The following is a 17,547-nucleotide window of genomic DNA, read 5'->3' as shown; positions in this document are numbered from 1 at the left end:
GTGAACGGGGGCGGGGTCAGATCTCGCCGGTCTCGTCCGCGCCGACGGCGGCGCGGACCTGGTCGGCCAGTGCGGCGAGGGTCGGGGCGGCCAGGAAGGCGCGGGTGGACACCTCCGCGCCGAAGACCCGGCGCAGTTCGCCGATCATGCGGATGGCCAGCAGGCTGGTGCCGCCCAGCGCGAAGAAGTTGGCCTCGCGGTCGGTGACGGGGGTGTCGAGGAGTCCGCCCCAGACCTCGGCGAGGCGGCGTTCGACGTCGTCGGCCGGTGCGGCGCCTTCCGTCTCGGCGGCGGGTGCGGCGAGGTCGGCGAGCGCGGCGACGTCCACCTTGCCGTTGGGGGTCAGCGGGAACTCCGCCACCGCGCGGACCACCGCGGGAACGGCGGGGCGGGGCAGGCGTTCGGCCAGGTGCGCGGTGAGTTCGCCGGGGTCGGGGGCGGGCTCGCCGGTGGTGACGAACGCGCACAGCCGCCGCCTCTGGCGCGGTCCGACCGCGACCACGGCCGCGCGGCGCACGGCCGGGTGCTCCTCCAGCGCCGCCTCGACCTCGCCGGGTTCCAGGCGGTGCCCGGCGACCTTGACCTGCCGGTCCAGGCGGCCGAGGAACTCCAGCACCCCGCCGGGCCGGTAGCGTCCCAGGTCGCCGGTGCGGTACCAACGCTGTCCGGCGGCGGTGACGAACTTCGCGCGGGTCCGCTCCGGGTCGCCCCGGTAGCCGCGGGCCACACCGCCCCCGCCGATCCACAGCTCACCGGGCACCCAGTCGGGGCAGTCGCGGCCGTGGGCGTCGACGACCCGGTAGCGCTGGTTGCGCAGCGGGTAGCCGTAGGGCACGGAGGGCCACCCGGGCGGGGCGTGGCCGCCGTCGAAGGCGTTGGACCAGATCGCGGCCTCGGTGGCGCCGCCGAGCGCGACGAGGCGGGCGCGGCCCGCGGTGGCGGCGCGCAGCCGGGGGGCCAGGTCGGTGCCCACCCAGTCGCCGGAGACCAGGGCCAGGCGCAGGTGCGGGGGGAACTCGGCGCCCTCCGCGGCGAGCAGCAGCATGTCCAGCAGGGCGGGCACGGTGTTCCACACCGTCACCCGGTGCCGGACCGCCAGGTCGCGCCAGCGCGCGGCGTCGCGCCGCTCCTCCTCGGTGGGCAGGACGACGGCGCCGCCCGCGCCGAGCAGGCCGAAGATGTCGTAGACCGACAGGTCGAAGTCGAGCGCGGACAGGCCGAGGACCCGGTCGTCGGGGCCGACGCCGTAGCGTTCGTTGACGTCGGCGACGGTGGCGGCCGCGGCGGCGTGGGTGACCTCGACGCCCTTGGGCTCGCCGGTGGAGCCGGAGGTGAAGACGACGTAGGCGAGGTCGTCGGGGTGGCGGGGCACGGGGGCGTCCAGCGGCGGCTCGGCGTACAGCTCCTCCGGCCGGGCCCGCCGCGCCGGGTCCCCGCCCGCGCCGACGGTGAAGGCGATCCGGGCCGCGCGGTGGACGCGGTCCCGGCGCAGCCGCGGCTGGTCGGGGCCGACCGGCACGTAGACCGCCCCGGCGGCCAGCACGCCCAGCACGGCGGCGACCTGGTCGGGGCCCTTGGGCAGGCACACCGCGACCGCGTCGTCGGGGGCGACGCCGCGCCGCCGCAGGCCCGCCGCGATCCGCAGCGCGCGCTCGGCCAGCTCGCCGTGGGTGAGCACACCGCCGTCGGTGACGACCGCGGGCCGGTCGGGGGCGCGGTCGGCGGCGGCGAACACCGCCTCGTGCAGGACCGCGCGCACCGCCGGGGCCGCGGGGGCGTTGACCCGGTCGCGCGCGGCGCGCTGCCCGCTCGGCAGCACGTCGTCGGGAGCGGCGATCCGCCCGGTGGCGGCGAGGTCGCGCAGCAGGTCCAGGTAGGCGGCGAACATGGCGTCGAGCACGCCGGGGCGGAACAGCTCCTCGACGGCGTCCCAGTACACGTCGAGTCCGCCGCCCACCTGGAGCACCTGGTTGTCCAGGTGGACCTGGGGCGACTGCGACAGCCCCCAGATCCGTCCGGGGAAGCCGGGCGACAGGTCCATGGACGCCTCCCCGCCGCCCACGCCCAGGGAGCTGGTGAACACCACCGGCACGCCGGGCTGGGCGGTGCCGGTGCGCCGCGCGAGCTCGTGCAGCACCCAGCCGGCCGAGACGTCGCGGTGGTCCAGGTCGGCGCCCAGCCGCCGCTGCAGCGCGCGGGCCGCCTCCAGCAGCCCCTGCCCGGGGCCGCGCCGGTAGGAGGTCAGCGACAGCGACGTGAAGTCGCCCAGGACGCGGGAGATGTGCGGGTGGACCTCGGAGCGGTTGAACAGGGTCAGCGTCAGGCTCAGCTCCGTCTGCCCGCTCCACGCGGCGAGCACGTCGGCGTAGCAGGCCAGCAGCAGGGTGGAGGGGGTGATCCCGGCGGAGCGGGCCAGGCCGGCCAGCGCCCGCCACTCCCTTGGGGCCAGCCGGTCGGCGCGGCGGGTGAAGCGGGGGCGGTCGACGTCGGCGGGGTCGACGGCGAGGGGCAGGTCGGGGGCCGGCGGCAGCGCGGCGATCCGTTCCCGCCAGTAGGCGCGCGCCGCCTCCACGCGCTCGGGGTCGGCCCGGACCTGGGTGACGTAGTCGCGGAAGGACACCTCGACCGGCGGCAGCTCGGCGTCGGGGTCGGTGTGGAGCCGGTCCAGTTCGGTGTAGAGGGTCATGATGCTGAGCGCGTCCAGGACGATGTAGTCCAGTCCGATCCCGAGGCGGGTACGCCGTTCGCCGTCGCGCGTGTACCGCACGGCGCGCACCTCGAACAGCGGCCACCGGGTCGGGTCGAACAGGCGGTGCGACATCTGCTCGCGCAGCGCGGCCAGAGCGGGTGCGGGGTCGGTGTCGGCGGCGTCGACGACGGCGATGCGGTAGGCGGGCACCTCCGCCAGGACCCGCTGGTCGCCGTGGTCGTCGAAGACCGCCCGCAGCATGTCGTGCCGCCGCACCAGCCGGTTCCACGCCCGCTCCAGCCGGTCCAGGTCCACTTCGGCCCCGTCGAACTCGCTGTAGTGGTAGGTGCCGACGCCGCCGAGGGTGAACTCGGGCGATCGGCCCAGCAGGTAGGCGCGCTGCACCTCGGTGGGCGGGAAGGGGTCGTGCCGGTGTGCGGGGTCGGGGCGGACGGCGGGGGCGCGCCGGGCCGGCCCCCGCGCGGTGAGGGACGCGGCGAAGTCCCGCAGCACGGGTTCGGCGAACAGCCGGGCGACCCCCGCGTCGGCGTGCCCGGCCGCGCGCAGCGCCGCGACCACGCGCGTGGCCAGCAGGGAGTCGCCGCCCAGCGCGAAGAAGTTGTCGTCGCGGCCGACCCGGTCGCACCCGAGCAGGTCGGCCCAGATCCGGGCGACCTCCTGCTCGACCGGTCCGCGGGGGGCGTCGCCCGTCCCGCCCCCGCCGCGGGAGTGTCCGCGCACCAGCCGGGCCACGGCGGCCCGGTCGGGTTTGCCGTTGGCGGTCAGCGGCAGGCGGTCCAGGACCACGATCCGCTCGGGCAGCATGGCCGCGGGCAGCAGCGACGCCGCGTGCTCGGCCAGGCGTGCGGGCAGGGTGCCGTCGCCGCCGTCGGCGGCGACCGCCGCCGCCAGGCGGGGGGCGGGCCCCTCCTCGGCGAGCGCCACCGCGGCGCCCACCTCGGGGTGGGCGCGCAGGGCGGCCTCGATCTCGCCGAGTTCGACGCGCACGCCGCGCACCTTCACCTGGTGGTCGACGCGGCCGAGGAAGTCCAGGGTCCCGTCGGGGCGGTAGCGCAGCAGGTCGCCGGTGCGGTACCAGCGCTGCCCGTCGCGCTCCACGAACCGGTCGGCGGTCGCGGCGGGGTCGCCCCGGTAGCCGTCGGCCAGTCCCGCGCCGCCCACCCACAGCTCGCCGGGGACCCAGTCGGGGCGGTCGCGCTCCTGGGAGTCGACGACGCGGCAGCGCACGCCGGGCAGGGGTCGGCCCCACGGCACCGAACTCCACGCGGGGTCGGCCCGGTCGACCTCCTGGAGCGTGGAGTGGATCGCGGCCTCGGTCATGCCGCCCAGCGCGAGGAAGCGGCAGCCGGGGGCGAAGGCGCGCAGCCGGGCGGGCAGATCGGCGCCGACCCGCTCGCCGCCGAGCAGCACCGCCCGCAGCGGCGGCAGCTCCGCCAGTCCCGACTCGGCCGCGGTGAGCAGCATGTCGAGGAGGGTGGGCACGCAGTTGAGGACGGTCACGCCGCCGCGGACGGCGGTGCGCGCCCAGTTCGCGGCGTCGCGGCGCGCCTCCGGCTCGACGAGGACCGCGGCGCCGCCCGCCGACAGCGGCGCGAACAGGTCGTAGACCGACATGTCGAAGTCGGCTTCGGCGAGGGCGAGCGTGCGGTCGGCGCCGGTCATGCCCAGCAGGGCGTTGAGCACGTCGACGGTGTGGGCGGCCGCCCGGTGCGGCACCTGCACCCCCTTGGGCTCTCCGGTGGAGCCGGAGGTGAACAGCAGGTAGGCGGGCGCGTCGGGGGAGACGTCGCGCGGCTGTTGCAGGGGGTCGGCGGCCAGCGCCTCGGCCAGTCCGAGGACGGGCACCTCCGGGGCGGCCGCGGTGCCGTCGGCGTCGGTGAGCAGCAGCGCGGCCCGTCCGCGGGCCAGGACGCGGGCGAGCCGGGCGGGCGGCTGGTCGGCGCCCACCGGCAGGTAGGCGCAGCCCGCGGCGAGCACGCCGAGCAGCGCGGCGGCCTGGTCGCGGCCGCGGGGCAGCGCCACCGCGACGGTGTCTCCGGGTTCGACGAGCGGGGCGAGCGCCCCGGCGACGCGCAGCGCGCGTTCGGCCAGCTCCCCGTAGCCGGTTCCGGTTCCGTCGGGGGCGACCACGGCGGTGCGGTCGGGGGCGCGGCGGGCGTGTTCGAAGAACGCGCGGTGCAGGGGGCGCGGCGCGGGCGCTTCGGCGTCGACGGCCGCGGCCGCGCGCCGCCGCAGTTCCGGCAGGCGGGGCCGGTAGGGGGCCCGCCATGCCTCGGAGGTGTCGACCAGCGCGTCGACCAGGCCGCGGTAGGCGGCGAACGCGGCGTCGAGGAAGCCGGGGGCGAACACCCGCTCGCGCGCGTCCCAGTTGAGCAGCAGTCCGCCGTCGAGTTCGGTGACCTGCGCGTCCAGCCACACCTGCGGCCCCTGGGAGATGATCCACGACGGTTGGCCGAAGCGCTGTTGGACGGTGTCGGTGAACAGGGGTCCCAGGCCGATGGCGCTGGTGTAGACGACGGGGGCGAGCACGGGGGCGCCGCCCGCCGCGCGGGCGAGGTCGCGCAGCACCTCGACCCCGCTGTAGGCGCCGTGGTCGATGGCCTGGCGCAGCTCCTGCTGGGTGCGGCGGGCCCGTTCGGCGAAGGGCAGGGGCTCGGTGGTGTCGGCGGCGACCAGGACCGAGCCGCTGAAGTCGCCGACCAGCCGGTCGACGTCGGGGTGCAGCGGGGCGCGGTCGAACAGCGGCAGGTTGAGCAGGAAGCGGGGGGAGGCGCTCCAGGCTCCCAGGACCTCGGCGAACGCGGTGGCCAGCGCGGCCGCGGGGGTCAGTCCGCGGGCGCGGGCGCGTTCGGCGAACCGCCGGGAGCGGTCGGGGTCGAGCCAGTGGTGCAGCCGGGTGGAGCGCGTGTGGGGGCCGCCGGCCGGGGTGGGGCGGGTGGCGTCGACGACGGTGGGCAGCTCCGGGGGCGCGGGCAGGTCGGCCAGCCGCTGGTGCCACCAGTCCCGGGCGCGCTGGCGGGCCGCGGTGTCGCGTGCGGCGCGTTCGGCGAGGTAGCGGGCGAAGTCGTAGTCCAGCGGGGGCAGGTCCCGCCCGTCGTAGGCGGCGGCCAGGTCCTCCAGCAGCACCCGCAGGCTCAGCGCGTCGGCCACGATCATGTCCAGGTCGACGTGCAGCCGGGTGGCCCCGCCGGGCAGCAGGGACAGCGCCACGTCGAGGACGTGGCCGGAGGCGACGTCCATGCGCCGGTGGGTGGCCTGGTCGCGCAGGTCGGCCAGGCGGCGTTCGGCCTCCTCCGGCGGCAGGCCGCGCAGGTCGTGCACGGTGACCGGGCGGTGGCGGCCGGGCGGTGCGACGCGCTGGCGGCCGTCGTCGAGGAAGCGGGCGCGCAGCATGGGGTGGCGCCCGGTGACGGCGGCGACGGCCGCGTCGAGCCGCTCGGGGTCCACCGCGCGGCCGTCGAACTCGGTGTAGAAGTGCGCGGCGACCCCACCGAGCGGCTGCTCGTCCTGGCGGCCGATCCAGTAGGCGTGCTGCATCGTGGCGAGGGGGAACGGCGCGTCGGCGTCCGGCGCGGCCGCCGCCGCGGCCCGGGGCGGGGTCGGGGCGGCGTGCTCCAGCAGCGCCGCCCACTGCTTGACGGTGGGCGCGGCGGCCAGTTCCTCGAAGGTGACCTCGGCGCCCCTCTCCCGCCACTCGCCGACCAGGCGGATCAGGCCCAGGGAGTCCAGGCCGTGGTCGAAGAGGTCGTCGCCGTCGGTGAAGTCGGTGGTGCCGAGGATCTCCGCGACCCGCTGCCGGACCGCCGCGACCGGTTCCCGCACGTCCTACCGCCCTCCGTCTCGGGTGGGGCCACCCACCGCCCAGAAAATGAAAACTGTTTTCATTTGCGGCACTATGTATAGCATCGCCGCCTTGGTCCAGTCGAGACCGTGATGCGGCAATCGCGAGCAGACGCCCGAAATATGCGGAGGATCACGTGGAACAGGACTGGACTCCCTGGCCGGAGGAGGTCGCGGCCGAGTACCGCCGGGCCGGGTACTGGCGCGACCAGACCCTCGACGCGCTGCTGCGCGAGGGAGCGCGCCGCCACGGCGCGCGCACCGCCCTGGTCTCGCCCTCCGGCAGGCTCGACTACGCCGGACTGGACGCGCGCGTCGACCGGCTGGCCGCGGGCCTGGCCGCCCTCCCGCTGCACCCGGGAGAGCGCGTCCTGGTGCAGCTGCCCAACTGCGAGGAGTACGTGACCGTGCTCTTCGCCCTGCTGCGCCTGGGCGCGGTCCCCGTCCTGGTACTGCCGTCCCTGGGCCGCGCCGAGGTCGTCGCGCTGGCCCGGCTCAGCGGCGCCGCCGCCCACGTCGTCGCCGCCGGCCGGGGTGTGCGCGACCCCCGGCTGCTGGCCGAGGAGACGGCGCGCGCCTGCCCGACGCTGCGCCACGTCGTCGTGGCCGGGGAGCCGGGGGCGGACCGCCACCACGGTGTCGCCGGCCTGGCCGCCTCCGCCGGGCCCGTGCCCGAGGCGCCCCCGGGTCGCGCCGAGGACCCGGCCCTGCTGCTGCTGTCGGGCGGCACCACCGGAGTGCCCAAGCTCATCCCCCGCACCCACGCCGACTACGGCTACAACGCGCGTGCCTCGGCCGAGGTCTGCGGACTGCACGGCGGGTCGGTCTACCTGGCGGTGCTGCCCGCGGCGCACAACTTCACCATGGTCTCCCCGGGCATCCTCGGCACCGTCGCGGCGGGCGGCACGGTCGTGCTGTGCCCCGACCCCAGCCCCACCACCGCCTTCTCCCTCGTCGAGGCCGAGCGGGTCACGATCACCGCGCTGGTCCCCGCCCTGCTGCCGCACTGGCTGGACGAGGCCGCGCGCACCCGCCGCGACCTGTCCAGCCTGGAGGTCCTCCAGGTGGGCGGCTCCCGCCTGGACGAGGCGACCGCCCGCCGCGTCCGCCCGGAGCTGGGCTGCCGCCTGCAGCAGGTGTTCGGCATGGCCGAGGGGCTGAACAACTACACCCCGCTGGACGCCCCCGACGACGTCGTGTGCACCACGCAGGGCCGCCCCCTCTCCCCCGCCGACGAGATCCGCGTCGTCGACGAGGAGGACCGCCCCGTGCCCGCGGGGACCCCCGGCGAGCTGCTGGTCCGGGGGCCGTACACGCTGCGCGGCTACTACCGGGCCCGGGAGCAGGACGCGGCGCGGTTCACCCCCGACGGGTTCTACCGGACCGGCGACCTGGTGCGCCGCACCGCCGACGGCGACCTGGTCGTCGTCGGCCGGGTCAAGGACCAGGTCAACCGGGCCGGGGAGAAGGTCGCCGCGGTGGAGGTCGAGGAGCACCTGCTCGCGCTGCCCGGCGTGCGCGCCGCCGCGGTCGTGGGCGCGCCCGACCCGCACCTGGGCGAGCGCACGGTGGCGTTCGTGGTGACCGACGGGCCCTGCCCGCCGCAGGAGCAGGTGCGGCGGGCCCTGCTGGAGCGCGGGCTGGCCCCCTTCAAGGTCCCCGACGAGCTGCGCGGGCTCCCCTCCCTTCCGCTCACCGGCATCGGCAAGGTGGACAAGAAGCGGCTGCGCGAACTGCTGGCCGACTCCCCGGCGCCCTGACCCCTCCCCCTCAGCGGTCCCCGGCCGGGACGGCCCCGTTCCGGCCGGGGACCGCTCGGTCCAGGTCCTCCAGGACGGCCCGCGCGGTCGTGACCGCGGCGCAGCGGCGCGCCGCGTAGTCCAGCGCCATGGCGTGGTCGGCGGCGGAGAAGTCGGCGACCGCGTCGGCCACGACGAACGGCTCGATGTCGCGCATGAACGCGTCGCAGGCCGTCATGAGGACGCCGATGTGCGCGTAGACCCCGCAGACGACCAACTGGTCGCGGCCGGCCCCGCGCAGCAGCTCCGCCAGGCGGCTGCGGGCGAAGGCGCTGTAGCGCCGCTTGGTCAGCACGGTGTCCCCGGCGCGGGGCGCCACCTCGGGCACCACGGCGGTGTGCCGCTCCTCGTCGCGCAGCCCCTCCCCCCAGAACGCGCGCAGCAGCCCCCGCTCCGCGCTGCTCTGGGACCCCGGCTGTACGGTGTAGATTACAGGGATGCCCAGGTCGGCGCAGCGGTCGCGGAGCGCTCGGACGTTGCGCAGCAGCGCGGGCACCGGCTCGGCGTCGGCGCGGAAGGCGCCGAGGAAGTAGCGCTGCATGTCGTGGACCAGCAGCGCGCAGCGGTCGCGCTCCGGACGCCAGCCGACCCGGGTGGGCGGCGGCTCCTCGGGCATCGGGTAGGGGGCGATTCGGGGCAGGGTCACGGGTCCTCCTCACTCCGCCGGTGCGGCGGCCAGCGCGGCCAGCACGGTGCGGAACTTGGCCTCGGTCTCGGCGAGCTCGGCCGCCGGGCGGGAGTCGGCGACGATCCCCGCGCCCGCGAACAGCCGCACCTGCCCGCCCGCGACCTCGGCGCAGCGCAGGGCGACCGCCCACTCGCCGTCGCCGTCGGCGCCGCACCAGCCCACCGCTCCCGCGTAGTGGCCGCGGTCGAACGGTTCGAGCTCGCCGATGGCCCGCCTCGCCTCCTCGGCGGGCGTCCCGCACACCGCCGGGGTGGGATGCAGCGCGCGGGCGAGCGCCAGCGAGGACACCCCCGGGTCGGCCAGCTCCCCGGTGATGCGGGTGCCCAGGTGCCACATGGTCGCGGTCGCGGTCAGGGCGGGCCGCGCGGGCACCTCGAGGGCCGCGCACAGGGGGCGCAGCGCGTCGGCGACGGCGGCCACGACGAACGCGTGCTCCCGCCGGTCCTTGGCCGAGGCCGCCAGGGAGCGGGCCCGCTCCCGGTCGACGCCGGGGTCGGCGTGGCGGGGAGCGGACCCGGCGAGCGGATGGCAGGACACGGTCCTCCCCCGTTTGGCGACGAGGAGTTCGGGGCTGGCGCCGACCAGGGTGGTGCGCGGGCCCGCGGCGGGCACGTCCACGGCGAACAGGTACCCGCGCGGGTCCGGCCCGGCGAGCCGCCGCAGCAGCAGCCCCGGGTCGACGGGGCGGTCGGCCTCCAGCCGCAGGGTCCTGGCCAGGACGACCTTGCGCAGCCCCGTCCGGGCGATCCGGTCGACGGCCAGCGCGACGCCGCGCGCGTACTCGTGCGCGGCGGGCTCCTCGCGGCGCTCCCGGATGCGCGGGAGGGGGCCGGGCGGCACCCGGGCGCGCTCCGGCGGCCCCGCCACCGCGGTGCGCGGCACCGCGAGGCGCGCCGGGGCGCCGGGGTCGAAGGGCAGCGCCCCCACCGCGATCGGGGCCGACTGCGCCCCCGCGGCGGCGAACGCCTCGGCCAGCCGTTCGCGCAGGCCGCTCTCCGGCTCCCCCGGCGGCAGGACCACCTCGCGGACCGGGTCGCGCGCCAGCAGCGTGCGTCCGGGCGCGGCGAAGGCGAAGTCCCCGGGGCGGTAGTCGGCCAGGGACACGGGGGGCGGGGCGAGGGGGCGTGCGGAGGTCATGGAGGTGTCTGCCGTTCTGTCCTGGAGGGTGCTGTCCGGCGGCGGCGCGCGGTCAGGAGCCGAGCGTGGCCCCGCCGTCGACGCGGAGGTCGTGCATGGTGATGTGCCGCGCCCCGGGCGAGGCGAGGAAGAGGACCGCGGCGGCGACGTCGTCGGGGTCGGCGACGCGCCCCAGGGGGATGCCCGCGCGGAAGTCCGACGGCGACCCGGCGACGGCGCGGGCCGCCCCGGCGCCGCCGCGCCACAGCTCCCGCTGCATGGGGGTGTCGGTGGAGCCGGGGGAGACCACGTTGCACCGGATGCCGAAGCGTGCCAGTTCCAGTCCCAGGCACCTGGTGAAGTGGGTGGCGGCGGCCTTCGACGCCGCGTAGGCCGCCATGCCGGTCCGGGCGACGTCCGCCGCGTTGGAGCTGACGGTGATGATCGTCCCCGTCCGCCGCGGCACCATCCTCCGGGCCACGGCCCGGGAGACGTGGAACACCCCCGCGCTGTTGACGGCGAAGACGGCGGCCCAGTCCGCCGCGGCGTAGTCGAGGACCGGTCCGGGGCGCAGTGTCCCGGCGACGTTGACGGCGACCGCGACGGGGCCCTGCTCCTCCTCGACGCGGGCCACGGCCTCCTCCACCGCCGCGGGGTCGGCGACGTCGACGAGGTGTCCGCGGACCTGCGCCCGCCCCGGGGCGGCGAACCGCTCGCCGAGGCGCTCGACGCCGCCGTCGACGTCCAGCGCGGCCACGGGCACGCCGTGGTCGGCCAGGGCCCGCACGACGGCGGCGCCGATGCCCCCGCAGGCCCCCGTCACCACCGCGACCCCGGTCTGTGCCGCGCCGCGCCGGGCCGTGGAGGACGCCTCGCCGGGGCCGGTCCGGGTGGACCCGCCCCGGCCCCGGCCGGAGTGCGGGGTCACCGCCTCCCCTCCCGGGTGACGACGAAGAAGCCCGCGTCGGCGGGGCCGTGCGGGACGGCGGCCAGCCCGTGCCCGGCGACCTCCGCGGCCAGGGCGTCGGGGCCGAGCGTGAACCACTCGTAGGAGACGGCGCTCTCGGTGACGGCGCCGTCCGCTCCGGTCACCCGGTAGGTCATCTCCCAGACGAGGCGGTCCCGCCCCGCGGGTTGCGCCCTCGCCCACCCCTCGTAGCGGGCGTGTCCCACGCGCACGTCCGCCATCGGCGACAGCGGTACCGCCACGGGTTCGAAGGGAGGTGAGAGGTTGAGCACCACGCGTCCGGCGGGGGCGAGCCGTTCGGCGGCCAGCGCCCAGAACCCGGCGCGGTGGGCCGGGGGGAGGTGTCCGATCACGTTCATGGCGACCAGTGCGCCGAGGGGGGCCGGCAGCCGGGCCCCGGGCAGGCCGCCGGCGACCACGGTGACGCGCGTGCGCAGCCGCTCGTCGGCGAGGACGCGGGTGAACAGGGCGGCGCGCATCCCGGGCGAGGGCTCCACCGCCAGCACCTCCGCGCCGGGGACCGCCTCGACGACCGTCCGCAGGGCCCGCCCGCTCCCGGCCCCCGCGTCCACGATCGGCCCCGACGCGGCGTCCAGGCCGTGCAGGGCCCCGGCCAGCAGCGGCGCGGCGCTCTCCCACCAGGGGGCGATCATCATGTCGATGTACTCGGCCGAGGCCCTGTAGTGGTCGTCCACGGCGTTTTTGTCCCTTCGTCCCGTCGCGCCGGATCGGCGTGAGGTGCGGCCGTTTGCTACCGAAAATGATTATCACTCTCAAAATGGTCTGTCCACCCCGGGGCAAGCCTCCGGGGCTCCGGCCGGGCGGGCCCCGCCGTCCGCGTGCCGTATGCCCGGCCGAGCCGCGTTTGCCGGAAACCTCCCCTGGATAGGGGGCAGCGGTGGCACCGCAGAACCCTTCGGAGGGAGTCGGCATGAGGATCGGATACAAACTCGCGACCGAGGCGTTCGGCCCCGACGAGATCGTCCGCCAGGCGGTTCTGGCCGAGGCGGCGGGCTTCGACTTCGTGGAGATCAGCGACCACTTCCACCCGTGGCTGGACGACCAGGGGCACTCGCCGTTCACCTGGACCCTGCTGGGCGCGATCGCCGTCCGCACCGAACGCGTCGGCCTGGTGACCGGCGTGACCTGCCCGACCGTCCGCTACCATCCCGCGATCATCGCGCAGGCCGCGGCGACCACCGCGCTGCTCTGCGGCGGCCGCTTCACCCTGGGCGTCGGCTCCGGGGAGCGCCTCAACGAGCACGTCGTGGGGCGCGGCTTCCCCGACACCGTGCGGGTGCGCCACGAGATGCTGGGCGAGGCCGTGGAGATCATCCGGCTGCTGTGGCGCGGCGGCTACCAGAGCTACGAGGGCCGGTACCTGCGTCTGGAGGACGCGCGGATCTTCGACCTGCCCTCCGAGCCGCCGCTGATCGCGGTGGCGGCCAGCGGGCAGCCGTCGGCGGAACTGGCCGCCCGCCTGGGGGACGGGCTGTTCGCCACCGAGGCCAAACCGCAGATCGTCGAGTACTACCGGGGCGCGGGCGGCGGCGGACCGCGCTACGCCGAGGTCCCGGTGGCCTGGGCGCCCGAGGAGGAGGCCGCGGTGCAGGCGGTCCTGGCGACCTCCCGGTGGGCGCTGACCGGGTGGAAGGTGATGAGCGAACTGCCCAACCCGGTCAACTTCGACGCGGCCAGCGCCACCGTCCGCGCCGACGACGTCCTCGACGCCTTCGCCTGCGGCCCCGACCCGGAGCGCTACGTCGAGGCCGCGCAGCGCTACGCCGACGCCGGGTTCGACCACCTGGTGATGCAGAACGCCGGTCCCGACCCCGACGGGTTCCTCGACTTCTACCGCAGCGAACTGGCCGACCGGCTGCGCCGACTGGCTCCGCGGACCGCGGCGGTCTGAGCCGCCGCTCCGCGGCGGCTCAGCGCCGGGCGTGCCGGAGTTCGGCGACGGCGACGGCGGCGGCGAACAGGGCGACCGCGGCCAGGAGGACCGCTCCGGGAGGCGGTCCGGCCAGTCGGCCGCCAACCCGCACCGCACCGAGGAAGTCCACCGCCGACACGCCGTTGAGGACGAGGTACCACAGGGGCGTGTACCCGGCCTGGAACAGCCGCCGCGTGCCCGAGACCGTGCCGAGCACGAGGGCCAGCGAGGCGACGAACGCGGCCCCGCCCGCCCAGGCGGCCACGCCGGGCCAGTCCGCCGTCGCCGCCATGCGGACGAGGGGCCCCAGGCCGGTGAGGGCGGTCAGGAGCATCCCGGCCGCCCACTCCGCCGCCACGCGCCGGCGGCGTGCGGGGCAGGCGGCCAGCACGGCGTCGACGTCGCCGCGCCCCGGATGCCGGGTGCCCAGTCCCGACCAGAGCAGGACGGGCCAGATCCACGCCGCGAGCAGCACCGCCGGCACCGTCCCGCCGGGGACGGCCAGGGCCGCCGCGTTCACCGCCGCGGCGACCGCCCACCACCAGCGCGGCATGCTCCGTGCCAGGACCCGCGACCGTGCGGCGACCGTCCTCGCAAACGCGCCGAGGCTCCGGTCCGGCGCCGCCGCCAGCCCCCGGTAGGCCACCCGCCGCCACGGCCGCGGCGCCTCCGGCGCCCCGTCCGCCGCGCGCCGCCCCCGGCCGGGGGCGGCGCGCCGGAACCACAGGGCGGGCAGGAGCGCCACCAGGAGAGCGCCGAGCACCACGGCGAGGCGCTCCGCCAGGTAGCCCCACGGCAGCTCGAACCCCGACCACGAGAACACGCCCGCCGTGGAGTCGATCTGCATCAGCCCCACCGCGAACTCGGCCGTGTCCGCCTCGATCCCCTGCCCGGCCATCTGGTCCCGCATGGACTCGGCGACCGGCCCGGTCCCCAGGACCCTGCCCTGGGCCGCGATCACGAGAGCCAGCCACACGGGGAACCAGACGAGGGTGCCCGCCCCCTTCCGCAGCCCGGGGACGGCGTCGGCGAGGACCGCGAGGTTCCCGGTGAAACGGCCGGCGTAATGGGCCCAGCCGCGCAGCGGGCCCGCCGCGAGCACCTGCGCGAGCCCGGCGGCCCCGCCCCGCCCGCCGGTTCCGGTGACCACGTAGAAGCCCGCCAGCGACAGCCACAGCGCGCCCGACAGCGCCGCGGCCGTGCCGACGTAGGCGCTGTTGTACTCGGCCCGGTACTCCCCCAGGCCCACCACGACCCAGCGCGACTCGGGGTCCGGGACCGCCAGGTGGGCGAGTGCGGCCGACGCCAGCAGCGCCGCCAGGAACGACGGTTCCCTGACCCGCTGCCGCCAGGTTGCCAGGGCGGTTCCGGCGGCCGCGCGCATCTGCCTCACCACCGCTCCTCCCCCGGGCCCGGGCGCGCTGCGCCGTCTTGGAGGAGCGCGAGGTAGGCGTCCTCCAGGTCGGGGTCGCACGGCCGGCCGTCGCGGTGCGGGGGCTCCTCGGCGACCAGCCGCATCCGCACGCCGTCGCCGGTGTGCACGATCCGGCTGACCGGGAAGCGGCGTTGCAGCGCCGCGGCCTCCTGCGGGGCGGCGGTGACCTGCCAGACCCGTCCCCGCGCCCGGTCCCGCAGCTGCTCGGGGCTGCCCCGGTAGACCAGGCGGCCGCGGACGACGACCGCGAGGTCAGCGGCGACGGACTCGACGTCGGAGACGATGTGCGTGGACAGGACCACGGTCCGGTCCGCCGCCAGGTCGCCGAGCAGGGAACGGAACCGGACGCGTTCCTCGGGGTCCAGGCCGGCCGTGGGCTCGTCCACGATGAGCACCCGCGGGTCGGCGAGCAGCGCCTGGGCGATGCCGACCCGCCGCAGCATGCCGCCCGACTAGCCGCCGAGCGGGCGCCGTGCGGCGTCCGCCAGGTTCACCAGTTCCAGCAGTTCAGCGATGCGCCTGCGGGCGGTCCGGGCGGGCATGCCCCTGACCGCGGCGAGGTAGGCCAGGAACTCCCGGGCCGAGAGGTTGGGATAGCCGCCGAAGTCCTGCGGCAGGTAGCCGAGGACGCGGCGCAGCGGGTCGGGGCGGGCGACGGCGTCGACGCCGCGGTAGCGGACGGTGCCGGCGGAGGGCCGGGTGACGGTGGCCGCGATCCGTATCAGGGTGGACTTGCCCGCGCCGTTGGGGCCGAGCAGCCCCAGCAGGCCGGTGCCCAGGCGCAGCGTCAGGCCGTCGACGGCCCGGGTGCCGCCCCGGTAGGTCTTGGTGACGTTCTCCAGTTCCAGCATCACGCGGCCCGCCCCGCCGCCGTGTCCCGCCGTCCCGGTTCTGTCGGCATGCGTTCCTCGTCCTTTCGTGTCGGGTCCTCGGGGGCGGTGTCGAGCACACCACCGGCGGGCGCGGTCCGTCACTACGTCCACCTCCGGTCCGGGGGTGGGGCTGGCCCCACCCTTTCCGGGGGGTCTGGGCGGATGGCCGGGTGCGGCGGTCGGCGCCTACGATCGGTGCGTGGCCGATCGAGCTCCCGCGACTCTGCTGAGGGCGCTGGCCGTTCCCCGCTACCTGGTGTCGGGCTGGCCGTGGCGCGCGCTCGGCTACCTGCTGTCCGCGCCGCTGCCGGTGACGGCGGCGCTTCCGGCGCTGCTGCCGGTCGCGGCGGGGACCGTCGTGGCCTGGGCGGTGCTGGCGCGGTGGTGGACCGGTGCGGGGCTGGCGGCGGCCGTGGCGCTGGTGGGCGTGGCCCTGGCGGCCGCGGTGGCCCCGGTGGCGGTCGCGCCGGTGACCGCGGTGGAACGGCTGCGGCTGGGCCTGGTGGACGGGCGTCCGCTGCCGCCGCGCCCCGAACCGTCCGACGGCGACGGCTGGCGGCGGCTGCGCGCCCGCTACACCGATCCGGAGGTGTGGCGGGAGGTGGCGCACGCCGTCGTCGCCGTGCCCGCGGCCGTCGCGGCCTGCTGCGTCGTGGCGCCGCTGCTCCTGCTGGTGGGCACCGTGCTGGCGGCCCCGCTGATCGTCCTGTCCGGTGGCGGGCCGGCCGTGTTCGGTCCGGTCGTGGTCTCGGGGGCGGGCGGTGCGCTGCTGGTCATGCTGGTCGGGGTGGCGGCGCTGCCCGTGCTCGGATACCTGGCGGGTCTGCTCGCGGCGGGGCAGGCCGCCCTGGGCCGGGCGCTGCTGGGGGGCGGCTCGGCGCGGCGGCTGCGGGCAGAGCTGTCGGAGGTGGCGCGGTCGCGCGCCCGGATCGCGAACGCGTTCACGGCCGAGCGCCGCCGTATCGAACGCGACCTGCACGACGGGGCCCAGCAGCGGCTGGTCAACCTCACCCTGCGGCTGGGCATGGCCCGCCTGGACCTGCCGCCCGACTCTCCCGCGTCCGCGTCGGTCGCGGCCGCCCACGAGGAGGCCAAGCAGCTGCTCGCCGAGTTCCGGGAGTTCGTCCACGGCATCCATCCGGCGATCCTCACCGACCGCGGGCTGGTTCCGGCGCTGCGGGAGCTGGCCGACCGCTGCGCCGTTGCCGTCACCGTCGACGCCGACCTGCCGGAACGGCCGCCGGCTCCCATCGAGTCCACGGCGTACTTCGTCGCGGCCGAGGCCCTGTCGAACGTGGCCAAGCACAGCGGTGCGCGCCGGGCCGAGGTGACCGTGCGCGGCGACGGCGCGGTGCTGTCGCTGCAGGTGCGCGACGACGGCCGCGGCGGTGCCGAGGAGCGCGGCGGCACCGGCCTGTCCGGGCTGTCCGACCGGGTGGCGGCGGTCGGCGGCACCCTGGTCCTGTCCAGTCCGGTCGGCGGTCCGACCGTGGTGAGAGTGGAGCTTCCGTGCGGTCCGAACCAGCTGTGAGCGTGGTCCTCGCCGAGGACGGGGTGCTGTTGCGGGAGGGCCTGGTCGGCCTGTTGGAGCGCTTCGGCTTCCACGTGGCCGAGGCGGTCGGCGACGCCGACGCGCTGGTGGCGGCGGTCCGCCGCCACCGGCCCGAGCTGCTGGTCACCGACATCCGCATGCCGCCCGGGCACCGCGACGACGGGTTGCGGGCGGCCGTGCGGCTGCGCGCGGAACGCCCCGACCTGGCGGTGGTGGCGCTCAGCCAGTACGTGGTGCAGGACTACGCCGCCGAACTGCTCGACTCCTCCGCCGGTGCGGGCCTGGGGTACCTGCTCAAGGACCGGGTGGCCGACGTCGCGGAGTTCGCGCGGACCCTGCGCCGGGTGGTGGACGGGGCGACGGTCATCGACCCGGAGGTGGTGCGGCGGCTGCTGCGCCGCCGCGACGACCCGATGGAGCGGCTCACCCCGCGTGAGCTGGACGTGCTGGCGCTCATCGCCGAGGGGCACTCCAACACGGCGATCGCCCGCGCGCTCGTCGTCAGCGAGGCGGCGGTCGGCAAGCACGTCGGCAACATCCTCGCCAAACTCGACCTGCCGCCGTCGCAGGACGTCAACCGCCGTGTCCTCGCGGTCCTGGCCTACCTGCGGGGCCGCGGCTGAGGGGCGGGCCGC

10 protein-coding genes and 1 pseudogene are annotated in these 17,547 nt (G+C 77.1%); 4 read left to right on the top strand and 7 right to left on the bottom strand.

Annotated features, from left to right (window positions below; genetic code table 11):
* Positions 1 to 16 precede the first annotated feature (16 nt).
* Positions 17 to 6,532, bottom strand: a complete 6,516-nt coding sequence (locus tag FOF52_RS04715) for a non-ribosomal peptide synthetase (protein ID WP_248592605.1) — start codon at positions 6,530 to 6,532, stop codon at positions 17 to 19.
* A gap of 155 nt (positions 6,533 to 6,687) precedes the next feature.
* Here FOF52_RS04715 and FOF52_RS04710 point away from each other — a divergent pair, with 155 nt between their 5' ends.
* Entirely contained in the window at positions 6,688 to 8,310 is a 1,623-nt protein-coding gene (locus FOF52_RS04710; RefSeq protein ID WP_282573858.1) for a (2,3-dihydroxybenzoyl)adenylate synthase, read from the top strand.
* A gap of 10 nt (positions 8,311 to 8,320) precedes the next feature.
* On the opposite strand, the gene FOF52_RS04705 is transcribed toward FOF52_RS04710, so the two are convergent.
* The 4 genes from FOF52_RS04705 to FOF52_RS04690 form a co-directional block, all read right to left on the bottom strand.
* Positions 8,321 to 8,995 carry an isochorismatase family protein gene (locus FOF52_RS04705; protein ID WP_282573856.1) on the bottom strand — a complete coding sequence of 225 codons (675 nt, stop codon included), beginning with the start codon at positions 8,993 to 8,995 and terminating at the stop codon, positions 8,321 to 8,323.
* Between the two features lie 9 nt (positions 8,996 to 9,004).
* Entirely contained in the window at positions 9,005 to 10,174 is a 1,170-nt protein-coding gene (locus FOF52_RS04700; RefSeq protein ID WP_248592604.1) for an isochorismate synthase, read from the bottom strand.
* A gap of 52 nt (positions 10,175 to 10,226) precedes the next feature.
* Positions 10,227 to 10,979 (bottom strand): 2,3-dihydro-2,3-dihydroxybenzoate dehydrogenase, encoded by a 753-nt coding sequence (locus tag FOF52_RS04695; RefSeq protein WP_248593755.1) that lies wholly within the window; start codon positions 10,977 to 10,979, stop codon positions 10,227 to 10,229.
* 98 nt (positions 10,980 to 11,077) lie between these two features.
* Positions 11,078 to 11,815 carry a class I SAM-dependent methyltransferase gene (locus tag FOF52_RS04690; protein WP_248592603.1) on the bottom strand — a complete coding sequence of 246 codons (738 nt, stop codon included), beginning with the start codon at positions 11,813 to 11,815 and terminating at the stop codon, positions 11,078 to 11,080.
* 236 nt (positions 11,816 to 12,051) lie between these two features.
* Between FOF52_RS04690 and FOF52_RS04685 the strand changes: the two genes are divergently transcribed.
* Positions 12,052 to 13,032 carry a TIGR03557 family F420-dependent LLM class oxidoreductase gene (locus tag FOF52_RS04685; RefSeq protein WP_248592602.1) on the top strand — a complete coding sequence of 327 codons (981 nt, stop codon included), beginning with the start codon at positions 12,052 to 12,054 and terminating at the stop codon, positions 13,030 to 13,032.
* 19 nt (positions 13,033 to 13,051) lie between these two features.
* Here FOF52_RS04685 and FOF52_RS04680 read toward each other — a convergent pair whose 3' ends face one another.
* Together FOF52_RS04680 and FOF52_RS22025 are read right to left on the bottom strand one after the other, a co-directional pair.
* Positions 13,052 to 14,446 (bottom strand): hypothetical protein, encoded by a 1,395-nt coding sequence (locus tag FOF52_RS04680; protein WP_248592601.1) that lies wholly within the window; start codon positions 14,444 to 14,446, stop codon positions 13,052 to 13,054.
* Positions 14,443 to 15,339 (bottom strand): annotated as a pseudogene (locus FOF52_RS22025) (ATP-binding cassette domain-containing protein). Before FOF52_RS22025 ends, FOF52_RS04680 begins: the two are co-directional and overlap by 4 nt.
* A gap of 220 nt (positions 15,340 to 15,559) precedes the next feature.
* Between FOF52_RS22025 and FOF52_RS04665 the strand changes: the two are divergent.
* Both FOF52_RS04665 and FOF52_RS04660 read left to right on the top strand, forming a co-directional pair.
* Positions 15,560 to 16,891: a sensor histidine kinase gene (locus FOF52_RS04665; RefSeq protein WP_248592599.1), complete on the top strand. Its 1,332-nt coding sequence runs from the start codon at positions 15,560 to 15,562 to the stop codon at positions 16,889 to 16,891.
* Positions 16,870 to 17,535: a response regulator gene (locus FOF52_RS04660; RefSeq protein ID WP_248592598.1), complete on the top strand. Its 666-nt coding sequence runs from the start codon at positions 16,870 to 16,872 to the stop codon at positions 17,533 to 17,535. The genes FOF52_RS04665 and FOF52_RS04660 overlap by 22 nt, the downstream gene beginning before the upstream one ends.
* The last annotated feature ends 12 nt before the right edge of the window (positions 17,536 to 17,547 follow it).

The sequence above is a fragment of the Thermobifida alba genome, from assembly GCF_023208015.1.
In the GTDB taxonomy this organism is placed as follows: Bacteria; Actinomycetota; Actinomycetes; order Streptosporangiales; family Streptosporangiaceae; genus Thermobifida; species Thermobifida alba.
This window is presented reverse-complemented; position numbering and strand designations above follow the sequence as displayed.